Consider the following 13,437-nt stretch of genomic DNA (forward strand, 5'->3'; position numbering starts at 1 on the left):
TCGTATTCGGAGTCTATTGCAATGCTGATGATCAGTGAACGAAGGCCGACAACACGGACGCTGCGGGGATGGGCGATCCACGTTCTCCAGGAAGTAGGCGCCATCCGCGAGTGCGAGGAGCACGGTTGGATGCAGGATCGCGCCGATCCGCATGCGCGAGAGCGGGCCTTCGATATCGCTCGTCGAGACCCGCCAGCAGACGTATCCCCTCAGGCGGCGGAAGCCGCGGTTCGCGACGTGCTCGACTCGATTGGCGATACCTGTCCAGAATGCTCCGCTGACGAGGAGGACCGGCGCTAAGCATTGAGGCTAACCCGTTTCCGACCTTGGGGGCCTAAGCCGACTTTCGCTGCGACCTTGCGGCGGGCTTTTTCGCCGCCCCCTCCTTCGCCGCCTTTTTGCCGGTGATCGGCATCAGCATTTCCTTCTGCCCAACCGCCGCCTTGCGCGGCTTCTTGGCCGTCTTCTTCGGCGCCTCTGTCGGGCCCGTCGCGTCTCGTCCGAGGCTCTTGCGCAGCGCGTCCATCAGGTCGACGACGTTCTCACCTCGAGGACGCGCATTCGCGGTGATGGGTTTGCCCGCGCGCTTCTGATTGATGAGATCGATGAGGGCGGTTTCGTACTGATCTTCGAATTTATCCGGCTCGAAATGGCCCGCCTTCTGATTGACGATGTGTTTGGCGAGATCGAGCATGTCCTTGGTCACTTTGACATCCTGGATCTCATCGAAATACTCGTCCGCGGAACGCACTTCGTAAGGATAGCGCAGCAGCGTCCCCATCAGCCCCTTGTCCAGAGGCTCAAGCGCAATGATGTGCTCGCGGTTCGTCAGCACGACGCGTCCGATGGCGACCTTGTTCATCTCGCGGATGGTTTCGCGGATGACTGCGAAGGCATCGTGCCCAACCTTGCCATCCGGGCACAGATAGTAGGGGCGGATCAGATACCGTGGGTCGATCTCGCTCCGGTCTACGAACTCGTCGATTTCGATCGTTCGCGTTGATTCCAGCGCGACGTTCTCAAGCTCTTCCTTCGTCACCTCGATGAAGGTGTCCGTGTCGACCTTGTAGCCTTTGACGATGTCCTCGTTGTCGACCTCCTCGCCGGTGTCGGCATCCACCTTGGCGTACTTGATCCGATGGCCGGTCTTTCGGTTCAGCTGGTTGAACGAGACTTTTTCGGATTCCGAGGTGGCCGGATAGAGCGCGACCGGACAGGTGACGAGGGAAAGACGCAGGAAGCCTTTCCAGTTAGCGCGGGGGGCCATGCCGGGGGAACTCCGATACTGATACCGGATTCAAGACGATCCACCAGCCTTGGTTCCGACATCACATCCTTCCCGCCAGGATGATTTTTTCTCAGTGGCTGGCCGGAGCGGACTCGACATTTGTTCTTGTTATGTTCTAATTCGGGCATGACCGATCGACCCGCGAGCTGGCGCATGCCGACCCCGAAGCAGATGGAAAAGCTGGCCGCCGAGGCCGCCCGCAGGCGGGCACCTTTCGCTGCGGCTCCGGATGCACCGCTTCCGGCCGAATACTGGGACTCGGTGCTCAAAGATCCTCGCGCCGGCACGACCGCAACCGAGATCCGGCAACGACGTCTTTCCGACATTCAGCGCCACGTCCTCCGCGTGACCTGCCGCCGCTGCGAGCGAATAGTCGAAATCCAGACGGCCGATGCAGTCCGATTGTATGGCCGCAACGCCGCCTGGAAGGACGTCGCGCAGCGGCTGCTCGACAACACCTGCCAGCAGCGCACCGGCAGGCATGAAGAAGACGGGTGCTGGCCGGCGTTCGAGACGCCGTAGTCGCTCAGGATTTGCCGATCCGATCTCTTTGCGCCTGGATGTCCGGCCCCGAAGTATCACCCTACGCCCCTGTCGGGCGGCGATCGCAAGGGTCTGGCAAAAGAGCTCGGCAAGGCACGCGCGATGGCCAACATCCTGGCTACCCAATCGGCGGAGATGCGGGCCAAAGGCGAGGCGATGATCCAGCAAGCCGACAGCTGCGGATCTCTACGCGGTCACGATTGCATTGCGTTCTATCTCGCGATGCCTACGAAATTACCTTTGCGATTTCCCCGGATTGCGACCAATTTCGACAATAGAACTATGGACGTCTCGCGCCCAGGAGTTGTAGCCTTCAGCATTATTTGAAAAAATTGACATCGGGGGGTCATATGACTGACAGGTCAAAAGTCGTGCTATCGCTTGGCGCTGCGCTCGCATCGCTCACCGGAATGACCGTTCAAGACGCTGCGGCAAAGGTAGCCGTCGCCGAAGATACGGCGGGCGTAACGGCCGAAGAGAACCTCACCAACCTCACGCCAAACGCCCACTATCAAGTGGGCGCAGATCTCCTTGGTTTCGTTATGACGAAGCAGGAGGACGGCACCGTTGTCGCCCAGCATGCCTCTCACGCATCGCATGCTTCTCACGCGTCTCATGCCTCCAGCCGCTAGACCGTCCGCGACGCCTCAGATCGAGGTGACTGTTGATTTCGATTCGAGCATCCAAAGCCTCGAGGCTTTGGATGCGGCAGCTTATCGTCTGATCGGAACAGCAACCTGCCAGATGGATCGCGCCGGCGACCGCTATCTTTGCCGCCTGATTTCTTCCGCCAGTCCCCGAAAGGGAGCCGTGCTCGGCCCGGACGAATTGAGGGAACGGTTCCTCAATTTGGTCGCGGACGAAAACTTGCGGATACGTCTTGCTGGCAAAACCGAGGGCGTTCGAAACGTCATCCTTGCACTCGCCTTCGGTGCCCTCGCCTCTCACCCAAAAGATGCCGGATAGACTTCCCGGAGTGCCATGGCACGGTTTTTACCCCCTGAGACCTTCGGCGCGGCGACCGAGGATATCGCGCTGCTACCGTTCAACTTTGAGCGCACCGGCGGCAATAAGTATCTCGTCGCCAACCTGGTCGGCGATTTCGTTCGTCTAACCGAAGATGAATTGCACAGGTTGGTCGACCTTCAGGTCCGGCCCGGCGACGGCCTTTACGAAAAGGCCTATTCCGCCCATCTGCTCGCGGGAACAAACCAGAAAGCACAACGGCAGCTTTTGGCGGCTCGGCTGAGAAGCCGGATGTCGTTTCTGCAGCACACGACCCCACTCCATATTTTCGTGGTGACGCTGCGGTGCGAGCACTCCTGTCCCTATTGCCAGGTCTCGCGTCAGAGCACCGACCGCTCACGCTTCGATATGAGCGAGCAAACGGCGATGCGCGCGCTCGATATTGCGTTCGCGAGCCCATCGGCCCGGATCAAGATCGAGTTTCAGGGTGGAGAGCCGCTGCTTAATTTCCCACTCATCAAGACGATTGTCGCGGCTGCAAAGAAACGATCCGGAAAGAAGCTCGATTTCGTCATCGCCTCAAACCTGGCCTTGCTGCATAACAGCGTTCTCGCCTTTTGCAAAGAGAACGACGTCCAGCTCTCAACGTCCCTCGACGGTCCGGCCGACCTGCACAACAAGAACCGCCCTCGCCCGGGATCGAACAGTCATGAGCTGGCTGTGGCCGGTATTCGGCGCGCGAGAGAGTATCTGGGCCCCGACAAGATTGGCGCGTTGATGACGACGACCGAGGCTAGCCTCGATCGGGTCGACGCGATCATTGAGGAATATCTCCGATTGGGACTGGATGGCATCTTTCTGCGCCCGCTTTCCCCGTTTGGCTTTGCGGTCAAGACAAAGCAGTTTGCAAAGTACGACACCCGGAGGTGGTTGGCTTTTTACGAGCGCGGTTTGCGCCGGGTCCTGCAGATCAACCGCGAGGGCACACCGTTCCGTGAGTTTTACGCGGCGCTACTCCTGACGCGAATGCTTTCGGATCGTCCAATCGGTTACGTTGATCTGCGCAGCCCGGCCGGCGCTGGCCTTGGCGCGCTGGTCTATAACTATGATGGTAGCGTGTTCGCATCGGACGAAGGCCGGATGCTGGCCGAGACCGGGGACGATGCGTTCCGGCTGGGGCACGTCGAACGGGACAGCTACAGTTCTCTCATTTTTTCGGACAAGCTGATTGGAGCGATCTCAAAGTCACTGACTCAGTGCGCGCCCGAATGCTCGAGCTGTGTCTATGAAAGTCACTGCGGGGCAGACCCCGTCTACCATCACGCAACGCAAGGTGATGCGCTCGGAATTAAGCCTCTGTCAGCATTCTGCGCCCGCCAGAAAGGCATCATGGGACTGCTGCTGGATATTCTGGAGAATGCGCCGGAAGATGCGGCCATTTTGCGACGGTGGGCCGCGACATGACGCTTCCGCTTTATGGCACAGCCTTGCAAAGCGAAGGGTTCTCCTCGGATAGAAGCCGATCGGCGCTGAGGCTTCGAGCGGTTGACACTTCCGCCGATCGGCATGAGGCAGATTTTGCGCTCGTCCGAACGTCGGACGAAGTGCAGCAAGCCATCGAAACCGGCTGGCCGTCAATCATCGCAATCTGCGACCAACCCGTCGACTTGCCCGACACGTTCAACGGGCGAGCGATCGCTGTCTCCGAGAAATACGACTATCTCGCGGATGGCGACGTTCTGGGCTTCGATCATGTATCGCGCAGATTCCGTACGCTCTATCGTCGGAATTCCGCGCACAACTCGCTCCTCGTGACAGAACGGTGCAACAATTACTGCCTGATGTGCTCGCAGCCGCCGAAAGACGTCGACGACCGGTGGATTCTCGGCGAAATCCGAGAGAGCCTGCCACTCATAGACCCGGCAACCGCCGCCCTGACATTCACCGGCGGCGAGACTTTGTCGGACTGGAAAGAGTTCTGCAGCCTTCTTGAGGCCTGCCGAGATCGTCTTCCCACGACCGCGATCCAGGTGCTGACCAACGGCCGGGCGTTTGCCGACTCCCGGATTGTGGATGCATGGAAAGCAATCGATCATCCCCGTTTGATGGCGGCGATCCCGGTTTATGCTGCGGTCGACCACATTCACGATCATGTGGTGCAGGCGAAAGGAGCCTTCGATGAGACCATCTTGGGCATTCTCAAACTAAAGGACCGCGGTCAGCGCGTCGAGATCCGCATCGTTCTGCATGCCTTGACCGCGCCAATCATCGAGGACACGGCGCGCTGGATCGCGCGCAATCTGCCGTTCGTCGATCATGTCGCTCTGATGGGTCTTGAGAACACGGGTTTTGCCATCGCCAACGATCGCATGCTTTGGATGGATCCGGTGGACTATAGCGCCGGGCTCGCCCGAGCCGTCGATCATCTGAGTGCCGCGGGCGTCAATGTATCGATCTACAATCTTCCGAAATGTGTGCTGCCAAAATCCATCTGGCCCCACGCGCTGCAGTCCATCTCGGACTGGAAGAACGGCTTTGCCGATGAATGCCATCGATGCAGCGAAAAAGACACGTGCAGCGGCTTCTTTACGACCGGACGACCGCGGTTCAGCCGTGGCGTGCGCGCGATCCCGTCGCAACAGGAATTAGCTCACATAGCCGGCTAACAAGAAAGAACAGGGGAATGAGCATGAAAATCGCCAAGGGTCTCCTCATCGCCGCTGCGGCAATGGTCAGCCTCATCGCATCTCCGGCCCTTGCAAAAACGGCAAAGGAATGCACCGCCGAGTGGCGCGCGGACAAGGCCGGCATGCAGGCCCGGGGCGTGACCGAAAAGGCCTATGTCGAGCAATGCAAGGTTGGTGCAGCTTCCCCGGCAGCCGCTGCGCCGGCCTCCTCTGCGCCAGCGGCGCGGCCGGCCGCGCCGGCACCAATGGAGCCAAGGCAAGCAACAGCCACAGGTTCCAAAACCGCGAAGGAGTGCACAGCCGAGTGGCGTGCTGACAAAGCCGGCATGCAGGCACGCGGCGTAACCGAGAGAGCCTACGTCGAGCAGTGCAAGGCGGGCACGCAAGCAGCGCCTGCCGCTCCATCGCCCAAGCCGGCGGTCGCGGCACCGCCGCCCGCCGCCGCGCCCTCAGCGGTCCCGTCGTTGGCACCGGCATCTTCACCAGCCAGCTCATCCTCGCAGAAGACCGCGAAGGAATGCACCGCCGAATGGCGCGCTGACAAAGCGGGTGTGCAGGCGCGTGGCGTCACCGAGAAGGCATATGTTGAGCAATGCAAGGCCGGTGGTGCCATGCCAACGGCAACCGCACCCGAGCCTAAGCCGGCTCCCGCCGCGCCGCCGTCGAGCCGGACTGCACCTAGCCCGGCCCAGGCAGCGCCTGCACCTGCACCTGCATCTGCGCCGCAGAGGCCAGCCCCCACAACAACGGCGGCCCCGGCACCGGCTCAGCAACCGTCTGCACCGAAGGACAATGCAACGCTGGAAGCGGGTCAGTTCGCGGATGAGGGTTCAGCAAAAGCCCGCTGCCCGTCCGACACGGTGGTGTGGGTCAATATTCCCTCGAAGGTCTATCACTTCACCGGCACCCGAAGCTACGGCACGACAAAGCACGGCGCCTATATGTGCGAGAAGGATGCAATTGCGGCTGAAGACCGTGCGTCGAAAACCGAAAAGCACCCCTGACGCGAACCGCTCGGCTCCGTCGTAAGGAGAAGGCTGCATGTTTCGATTTGCCACGCTCATCACCGCTTTGATCGCCGGCACGAGCTGGGCGGCTGCCGAAACCATCGACGTCAAATATTACGGCCGGCTCGATCTGGCGCCCTTCAGCTGCACCGATATCACGCGGAGCAGCTTCATCAACCGCGCGTGCTACGACAAGTCTGAACAGTTCATGGTCGTGCAGCTAAGATCAGTCTACTACCCTTACTGTGAAATGCCCGTCGCGACGTTCGATGCCTTTCTGGCGGCGCCGTCAATGGGGCAATACTACAACGCCAACATCAAGGGATCGGGCTCGGATGGTCCTTACGACTGTCGCACGCATCGGGTCCCCAAATACTAGGTTGTTTGCAGAAGCGGCTAAGTCCTTCGATACGCAATAAGAGGCACGGCTTATGGCTGCTATCGCAATCGTGGCCCTCATTGCAGCCTTCTTGCCGTTCATCGCCTCCTTGTCGGGGCGCGGCGGCATATGGAAATTTCTTTCGTTTCTTTTTTGCTGCTTTTCGATCGGCGGCGCCGCATCGGTGGTCGGTATTGGCGGTGGGGTTTTGGCGTGGATCATTGCGTGGGTGTTTACGGCACTTGCGACAAGTGCGCGCCGAAGCGAAGACCGGTTCGCGCGGCTCGAGCGTCGCATGCTCGCCAAACAGGCGGCGGAAGTTCTGGCCTCACCGGTTGAGAGGTTGATTGTTGAGCAGGAGGCGAAGCAGCGCTTCATAACACCGATACAGGTGTTGGCTCTTGTTCTTGTATTTGGCGTAGCTGCCGCTCTCCTCGTCTTTAGCCTCAATTCCGATCAACAACCAACTTCCGCCCGTCAAGACGCTGCGACAGAGGGCTCGAGCGGCTTCACCGATGTCTCCGTCAAGTCCGAATCCACGGCACCCAACGCAAATGCACCAAAGAAAGCAAGCAAGCCGCTTGAAGCCGTCATCGTGGCACGAGCTGATGGCACTACGTCCCCGTCAATCGTCGGCGTGACCAATTTGCCGGACGATACGAAGCTCTTGATTGGTCTGCGGCGAAAGGAAGCCAACTATTTTGCGCAAGCCAATGCGGTTGTGCACGGCGGTCAGTTCCGATCTGAAAAATTCGGATCCTTCGGAAAGCCGCTACCGACTGGCAATTACAGACTCGAGATAACGATGCCCCTTGCAGCTGTGCAGCCGCCTTCCGTGCAGGACGTTATCGGCAAGGATGGCGAGCGCTTGACCGGCAAGCTGGTCGAACGCTCTTCACTTGGTCTGATCCTGACCAGCGTGAGCACGATCAATATCGGTGGCGCGCCTTCGCGAGCGGCCGACGACGCGGTACGGCGGGAGAATGATGCCGCGATGGAGAAATGGCGACGCGATACGTGCCAACAGATCGCGCAAATTTCGCCGGGCGGCGCAACAGCCGCTGAATGCGTCGCCAGACTAAGCCAGAACAAATAGCCTCACGAATGATCGACCCAGTAAACACTGGATGCCTGGCTTGCCTACGTCGCAATTATAAGCCGATGGAGGAAGGACGCGACCAAGAGGGTGCTTTATCCGCTCGCTTTTCTAGGACTCGTTACGCTAGCCACTGAAACACCGGCACCATTTCAATGCAGCACGAATGATGTGACTTAATCCCAATCGCGGCGGCCTGCGCTCAGCGCATCGCCCAGGCGAATTGGCACCCGGGCCACGTGAGCATGGCGACGGCGAAGCCGGCACGCGGGACGAGCGCAGTGACGAGACCGGTTATCCGCAGCGTGGTGTGCACGCGCCACCTGGAGTTCTGGGGCGCCGCTCAAATGCTGCCGACCATCTTGCAATGCTGCTAGTTTAGCTGTGTAATTCCCGGCGCGGTACTGCTCAAAGGCGGGCGGGTCATGGCCAACGCATTGGTCGTGCGCAAGGGGACGAATCTAGCAAGGCGCCTGCGGACGCTGCGTGCCGCGCAATATGTCCGGATGTCGAGAGAGCTTCAGCGCTACTCGATCAAGAACCAGCTCGCAGCAATTGCCGCTTATGCGGAGCTGCACGGCCTGACGATCGTCCGGACCTATGCCGATGAAGGCCGCAGCGGCCTTCGGATCAAAGGCCGGCCGGGTCTTATCGAACTTATCGAAGATGTCCAATCGGGCCAGGCCGACTTCGATCAGATCCTCGTCTATGACGTTAGCCGGTGGGGACGCTTCCAGAATACCGACGAGAGCGCCTACTACGAGTTCTTGTGCAAGATGAACGGCGTCCATGTCGAATACTGTGCCGAGATCTTCAAGAATGACGGCAGCTTTCTGTCCGGCATGGCCAAGTACATGAAGCGGGGTATGGCCGCTGAATGGAGTCGAGAACTCGGGGTCAAGGTGCACACCGGACATTGCCGGATCGCGAGCCTCGGTTACCGCGTGGGCGGACCCGTCGGCTATGGCCTGCGCCGGGTGATGGTCGATGAGAGCGAGCACCCGAAGGGGCAGCTCGAGAAGGGCCAGTACAAGGCTCTGCAATCGGATCGCGTTCGATTGCGGCCGGGCTCAGCCGAAGAGACCGCGGTCATTCGGTGCATCTTCGATCAATTCGTCAATGCGAGACAATCTTACAGCGAGATTCGGCGCGCGCTCAACGACGCCAACATCGCCAACCATAACAACCGGCCATGGACCGATGGGATGATCCCAATCATCCTCGGCAACGAAAACTATATAGGCAAGACCGTCTATAATCGAACCTCGCGACGCTTGGGCGAGAGACTCGTTAAAAATCCTGTCCATGCCTGGGTCCACGGCGAAGCTGCGATTGAACCCATCATTGATCCCGATATATTCGTGCGCGCTCAAAAACTGCTCGCCGAGCGGCGCGTCGAGATTCCGGAAGATGAGATGCTGATGCGCCTCCGCGTCGTGCTCCGTCGCCGAGGAAAGCTGAACTCTCGTATCATCAACACGACGCTCGGCCTCAATCACGTTTCGTCTTACGTCAAGCATTTTGGATCGCTGCGAAAGGCGTATTCCTTGATCGGATACGTCTCGCCGCGAGATTGTGACTGGCTGGACACGTACGATCACTGGGCCAGCGAGCAGGCAAGGCACGCGAACGAACTAGCAGAAGTCCTGAGAGCCGATCTTGGTCTTCAGCCCGTGCTTACTCAGGACAACATAGCTCTTGATGTTGGCGGCGCGCGCCTGGTGTCGTTTCTTGTTGCGCGGCAGCTCGCCACGCGAGGACCGGATCACGCGCCGCAATGGAAAGCCTACCGTAGGCAAATCTGCTCTGGCCTGCTCGCAGTGATGAGGCTGGATGCAACGAACAAAACGATCAGGGACTACGTGCTGTTGCCCTCCAAATTGCGGGCAAGTCGATACGTCTGGCTTTCATCTGGCTCCCTCGCCCGGCATCAGGGGGTTCACTGCCTGGGGATGAGTGAGTTGATCAAAGCAATCAAGGCCAGGTTGGCGGCGTCCATCCATGCCGCACCAGCCACGTCAGCCCCGCAGAACAAACCAGCGAAACGAGGCCGCTCCAAAGCCAGGAGCGGCCGCGGGCGGCGCTGATGGATCGCAAGTACAAATAGGCGCCGAGCAACTTGCCGTAGTTTCTTCTAAAATCGCCGTTCAGCCTGGCGATCTTCGACAACTCAGACGTACCAATTTCATTCGACATGGACTGGTTTCCGCGTTGAACCAGCACCCTATGAACCACTGTTTTGCCTGTCGGCACAAGTGACATTTCGGCAAATCATAATCTTTTGCCCGTCCTGCCAGAGTGCCCATCCCTTTTCCGGGTATCCCGGGGCAGGAGCCCATCAGATCTTCGCACGAGGAAACCGGGCTCTCGGGCCCGATCAGTAAGCCCATCGCCGTCGTACATCACTCTGTGACGGCGCGAGGGAGGGGAAATCGGCAGGCGGCGCTCGCTTTCGAAAACAAGGTCCCGTCCGCCTTATTGGAGATGATATTCCAGAACGGCTCAACCAGCTCGGTGCGGAATTGTGCCCTGTCCGAGATGGCGGAAAGAGGCACAGCAAAAAGCCAAGCGCTTTTTCTCCAGTCGTGAGGATCTTGTTCGGCTGGATCGAGATACTGGAGCAGCTTACCATCCTCGTGTGCGACGAACATGTCCGCCCAGAGGGGCCAACCGTCCGTGCTGTATTGCAAGCTTTCCACGTCGTATGTTTTGTCGGTGATTGATCCCCCGGCAATGAAGACGCAGGTAAGGAGGCTCTCTGTCGCGTGAGGCAGAATAGGCCTGGTGGCCGCCGGCGGCGTCTGGCGAAACAGATCCATGCAGATAAGTAAGCGGCCAATAGGTTTGTTCTTCTTCGGTCCGGCAGCAAACACGGTGGCGCCTATCGCGGCCCAAATGCATATCCAATCGCGTTCAGCCCAGGCCTCATGCGGTGTCCAATTGAATGAGGACAGTGCGAAGCCGTCGGGTGCACGGAACAACTCGCGCGCCGTTTGTTGCAGGGACGATAGCTCGCTCGTAACTTTTACGACATTCAGGAACGAATTATAGATGTTGGACATCATCAGCCTCATGAGCCCGGAATGAAAGAATGGCCGGGGTGACATCGATCAGACCGAGAAGCGAAAATTCTTTGCTCGGAGAAAGATCCAGGGTTTCGATTGTCACCGCCGACAAGGCCAGGTGTTCAAATCCTGCGAAGATGCCAACCCCAAGCTTCTCCAGAAACGCGATAGCGTCCCGGCACCACAGGAGGCTCGCCCCACGGGCCTCCTTGGAGTGAAGCACTTCACCAAGGCAACGGAGCAGCTCGTTCCATTGGATGACCGTCGTTTTGGAAGACTCGAACACGGCAAATTCGGCTGATTTGATCAGAGAGATGTGCAGGTTTGTTGCGTTGTCTCTCGCGCAGAACCGCACCTGATCCTCGACCTGCTGAAGAAGCAGGACAGCATCCCACTTCACCTCGATGATCCAACGGAACAACGCGTCACTTATGCGGCCGTCGATGACCAAGTCCGGCTCAATCGTGTGTTCGTTGGCCGACCTCTCGTCCACCCGAAAACGTCGCCAGAACTGAATGCTCTCGACGTCCACGCTTTTGTGCTGAGGTCCGCTGATCCAGGACAGAATAATTCCGGCCTGCTCTGGGGCCATGAATTTCAGCGGGCTGAACAGAGTGGATGTGATGACATCCTCAATGACCCTGCGGCCATCGCTGGCTTCGGTTGGCAACCGGGCGCTCTTCCTCACATAAGCATCAAGCATTGGTCATCTCAGGAAAGCGCCATGGTGCTCTTGATTTTTCGGGGAGTGAGAGTCGGGGCTGGATCCAGGGTGCAAGATGCCTCGCCGGCCTTACTTGCTGTTTGCGCGCTGCTGAAGAGCCTCGCAACGCTTCATGAGCTCTTCGAACGGTTCGGGTTCGCCAAGGAATAGTCCAGCGTCGACCATTTTCTGATAGTCGGCTTCAAGGTCCTTGCGCATGTTTTCGTCAGGAATCAACTGAAGTTTGCCGGATACCGCAGCGTGATAGTCGATGACGTTGCCCGCGTGATCTTTCTCGCGAAAGAACTTGCTCTTCCAATCGGCTACTTCACCCGCTAGCGCCTTGTCATCGAGGGCGGCCTGTGCATAGCCGTTATCATCAAGCTTCACGAGGTCGTACCAATGGCGGCACACACGATCGCCCGCGATACCCTGCGCACATAGAACGTGGACGGCTGTTGCTTTTTCCCAGAAGGTACGTTTGGGGAGCATGATCTTCGGGGCAGCGACGGGAAATTCGAGTTCGGGCAGGGATTGTGCCGCGTCGCACGTAACCTCTCTCGTCTCGGACGGCTCGCCGGTCGAACGCGCACCAAATTCGAGCTTGATCCAGGGCGGCACATAATCTGAGTCGGTGGTCAGCCGGTCATAATCGACAAAGATGACATCGTTTTCGACACGGAACATGACATCGACGCCCGTAGCGGCTGCGTGTTTCTGTAGGACGGGGAGCGCTTTGTCTTTGACCCACGCGGTGAGCCGCTCGCGCGCAAGCTTTGTCCACTTGTCGGCCTGGCTTCGCGTAGTAGGTATCGGAGGGTCCCCCGTGGCAAGTTCAGGAATGATCTGGCGGACATCGTAGGTGAGATCGATATCTTCCGAAAATCGCTCGATAACGTCATAGCCTTTGGAGAGCGACGTGCCTCCCTTGAAGACGAGGTGCTCACCCAATTCGGATTCAAACAACCCCTGCAGCGCCCATACGACCCAGATGTCCTTCTCCAACAGATGGACCGGGCGGCCTGAGGCGGTGGCGGCGACGCCAAGCGCCTCAAGCCTCTCGTCGCGAGAGAGCGTCAGGTAGGATTCAGCCATGATTTAGAAGAGACTGGCTGACGGATTTCGACATCCACGGTGGCATCGCACGGCGCAGCGTGACGAGATCCCGCAATGTGTCCTCGGGCAGCTTGCGCTTCAACACCTTGAGGGCCTCGCCTGCCTCTCGCTCGCCGAGCCAGGCAAGAGCCCGGATGGCCTGTCCGACAATCGAGTCTGCCGGCAGAAGCATCCAGTGAGGAGCATGCCGCATCTCCACCGTCTGCGCTCCCAGACGAAACTGACGATCTGGACCGGACGTCAGATAGACGAGCTTGGTCGGCACTTGCGTTGTGAGACCAAGTTTATTCGCGGCCGCGGCACCGTGTGGAACGATCGTTTCCGCACGCGTCAAAGCAAGCGCTTCGATGACCTTTTCGGCCGCCGGCGCGCGCATGCCGAAACGTGTCTTCACGGGCAGGGCGTAGAGCCCGTGAGCAAGACGCATCAGTTCGTTGCGTTCGGAGAGACGCTTCAGAGCCTGATCGACCGCAGCGCGGCTCCCCAAATGCAAGACTTCCTTAGCACCTATCAAAGTGCCTTCTGGAAGTGCTTGGGCATAACTCAAAATACGCTCGGCAACGGTCTGCATGGTCTCCTCCAAGTGT

At 59.0% G+C, this 13,437-nt stretch carries 15 protein-coding genes and 1 pseudogene; 11 read left to right on the forward strand and 5 right to left on the reverse strand.

Translation table 11 applies throughout. The annotated features are described in order from the left end of the window. Nucleotides 1–21 precede the first annotated feature (21 nt). Entirely contained in the window at nt 22–300 is a 279-nt protein-coding gene (locus tag ACVIIW_RS00185; RefSeq protein WP_456698883.1) for a hypothetical protein, read from the forward strand. Between the two features lie 34 nt (nt 301–334). On the opposite strand, the gene ku is transcribed toward ACVIIW_RS00185, so the two are convergent. Further along, entirely contained in the window at nt 335–1,267 is a 933-nt protein-coding gene (gene ku / locus ACVIIW_RS00190; RefSeq protein WP_456698884.1) for a non-homologous end joining protein Ku, read from the reverse strand. Between the two features lie 147 nt (nt 1,268–1,414). Between ku and ACVIIW_RS00195 the strand changes: the two genes are divergently transcribed. From ACVIIW_RS00195 to ACVIIW_RS00240, 10 genes and pseudogenes are all read left to right on the forward strand, one after another. Continuing rightward, entirely contained in the window at nt 1,415–1,810 is a 396-nt protein-coding gene (locus tag ACVIIW_RS00195) for a hypothetical protein (RefSeq protein WP_456698885.1), read from the forward strand. Between the two features lie 9 nt (nt 1,811–1,819). Beyond that, nucleotides 1,820–2,005: pseudogene (locus ACVIIW_RS00200) on the forward strand (hypothetical protein); the annotation flags it as partial. A gap of 176 nt (nt 2,006–2,181) precedes the next feature. Then, on the forward strand, nt 2,182–2,463 hold the full coding sequence (gene hxsA2, locus ACVIIW_RS00205) for a His-Xaa-Ser repeat protein HxsA2 (protein ID WP_456698886.1): 282 nt from the start codon (nt 2,182–2,184) through the stop codon (nt 2,461–2,463). A 25-nt stretch (nt 2,464–2,488) separates the two neighbouring features. Then, nucleotides 2,489–2,797 carry a hypothetical protein gene (locus ACVIIW_RS00210; protein ID WP_456698887.1) on the forward strand — a complete coding sequence of 103 codons (309 nt, stop codon included), beginning with the start codon at nt 2,489–2,491 and terminating at the stop codon, nt 2,795–2,797. A gap of 15 nt (nt 2,798–2,812) precedes the next feature. After that, nucleotides 2,813–4,261, forward strand: coding sequence for a His-Xaa-Ser system radical SAM maturase HxsB (gene hxsB / locus ACVIIW_RS00215; RefSeq protein WP_456698888.1), 1,449 nt, complete (start codon nt 2,813–2,815; stop codon nt 4,259–4,261). Further along, complete coding sequence (gene hxsC / locus ACVIIW_RS00220) at nt 4,258–5,463, forward strand: His-Xaa-Ser system radical SAM maturase HxsC (protein WP_456698889.1); 1,206 nt, start codon at nt 4,258–4,260, stop codon at nt 5,461–5,463. The genes hxsB and hxsC overlap by 4 nt, the downstream gene beginning before the upstream one ends. Before the next feature lie 17 nt (nt 5,464–5,480). Continuing rightward, nucleotides 5,481–6,488 carry a hypothetical protein gene (locus ACVIIW_RS00225; protein ID WP_456698890.1) on the forward strand — a complete coding sequence of 336 codons (1,008 nt, stop codon included), beginning with the start codon at nt 5,481–5,483 and terminating at the stop codon, nt 6,486–6,488. 37 nt (nt 6,489–6,525) lie between these two features. Continuing rightward, nucleotides 6,526–6,870, forward strand: a complete 345-nt coding sequence (locus ACVIIW_RS00230) for a KTSC domain-containing protein (RefSeq protein ID WP_456698891.1) — start codon at nt 6,526–6,528, stop codon at nt 6,868–6,870. Between the two features lie 52 nt (nt 6,871–6,922). After that, nucleotides 6,923–7,966 carry a hypothetical protein gene (locus ACVIIW_RS00235; RefSeq protein WP_456698892.1) on the forward strand — a complete coding sequence of 348 codons (1,044 nt, stop codon included), beginning with the start codon at nt 6,923–6,925 and terminating at the stop codon, nt 7,964–7,966. A gap of 425 nt (nt 7,967–8,391) precedes the next feature. Next, nucleotides 8,392–10,053, forward strand: a complete 1,662-nt coding sequence (locus ACVIIW_RS00240) for a recombinase family protein (RefSeq protein WP_456698893.1) — start codon at nt 8,392–8,394, stop codon at nt 10,051–10,053. Between the two features lie 315 nt (nt 10,054–10,368). Here the strand turns inward: ACVIIW_RS00240 and ACVIIW_RS00245 are convergent, their stop codons facing one another. From ACVIIW_RS00245 to ACVIIW_RS00260, 4 genes are all read right to left on the reverse strand, one after another. Then, nucleotides 10,369–11,028: a hypothetical protein gene (locus ACVIIW_RS00245; RefSeq protein ID WP_456698894.1), complete on the reverse strand. Its 660-nt coding sequence runs from the start codon at nt 11,026–11,028 to the stop codon at nt 10,369–10,371. Next, a complete protein-coding gene (locus ACVIIW_RS00250; protein WP_456698895.1) occupies nt 11,012–11,734 on the reverse strand; it encodes a hypothetical protein in 723 nt (240 codons plus the stop codon). The genes ACVIIW_RS00245 and ACVIIW_RS00250 overlap by 17 nt, the downstream gene beginning before the upstream one ends. A 90-nt stretch (nt 11,735–11,824) precedes the next feature. Next, nucleotides 11,825–12,829 carry a nucleotidyl transferase AbiEii/AbiGii toxin family protein gene (locus tag ACVIIW_RS00255; RefSeq protein WP_456698896.1) on the reverse strand — a complete coding sequence of 335 codons (1,005 nt, stop codon included), beginning with the start codon at nt 12,827–12,829 and terminating at the stop codon, nt 11,825–11,827. Continuing rightward, nucleotides 12,822–13,421, reverse strand: coding sequence for a DUF6088 family protein (locus ACVIIW_RS00260; protein WP_456698897.1), 600 nt, complete (start codon nt 13,419–13,421; stop codon nt 12,822–12,824). The genes ACVIIW_RS00255 and ACVIIW_RS00260 overlap by 8 nt, the downstream gene beginning before the upstream one ends. Nucleotides 13,422–13,437: the final 16 nt, after the last annotated feature.

The sequence above is a fragment of the Bradyrhizobium sp. USDA 4449 genome, assembly GCF_054056275.1.

Coding starts and splice junctions, on each gene's coding strand:
- ACVIIW_RS00195 (WP_456698885.1), top strand. CDS start 1,415: ATGACCGATCGACCCGCGAGCTGGCGCATGCCGACCCCGAAGCAGATG.
- ACVIIW_RS00250 (WP_456698895.1), bottom strand. CDS start 11,734: ATGCTTGATGCTTATGTGAGGAAGAGCGCCCGGTTGCCAACCGAAGCC.
- hxsB (WP_456698888.1), top strand. CDS start 2,813: ATGGCACGGTTTTTACCCCCTGAGACCTTCGGCGCGGCGACCGAGGAT.
- ACVIIW_RS00185 (WP_456698883.1), top strand. CDS start 22: ATGCTGATGATCAGTGAACGAAGGCCGACAACACGGACGCTGCGGGGA.
- ACVIIW_RS00240 (WP_456698893.1), top strand. CDS start 8,392: ATGGCCAACGCATTGGTCGTGCGCAAGGGGACGAATCTAGCAAGGCGC.
- ACVIIW_RS00255 (WP_456698896.1), bottom strand. CDS start 12,829: ATGGCTGAATCCTACCTGACGCTCTCTCGCGACGAGAGGCTTGAGGCG.
- ACVIIW_RS00230 (WP_456698891.1), top strand. CDS start 6,526: ATGTTTCGATTTGCCACGCTCATCACCGCTTTGATCGCCGGCACGAGC.
- hxsC (WP_456698889.1), top strand. CDS start 4,258: ATGACGCTTCCGCTTTATGGCACAGCCTTGCAAAGCGAAGGGTTCTCC.
- ACVIIW_RS00225 (WP_456698890.1), top strand. CDS start 5,481: ATGAGCATGAAAATCGCCAAGGGTCTCCTCATCGCCGCTGCGGCAATG.
- ACVIIW_RS00245 (WP_456698894.1), bottom strand. CDS start 11,028: ATGTCCAACATCTATAATTCGTTCCTGAATGTCGTAAAAGTTACGAGC.
- ACVIIW_RS00260 (WP_456698897.1), bottom strand. CDS start 13,421: ATGCAGACCGTTGCCGAGCGTATTTTGAGTTATGCCCAAGCACTTCCA.
- hxsA2 (WP_456698886.1), top strand. CDS start 2,182: ATGACTGACAGGTCAAAAGTCGTGCTATCGCTTGGCGCTGCGCTCGCA.
- ku (WP_456698884.1), bottom strand. CDS start 1,267: ATGGCCCCCCGCGCTAACTGGAAAGGCTTCCTGCGTCTTTCCCTCGTC.
- ACVIIW_RS00235 (WP_456698892.1), top strand. CDS start 6,923: ATGGCTGCTATCGCAATCGTGGCCCTCATTGCAGCCTTCTTGCCGTTC.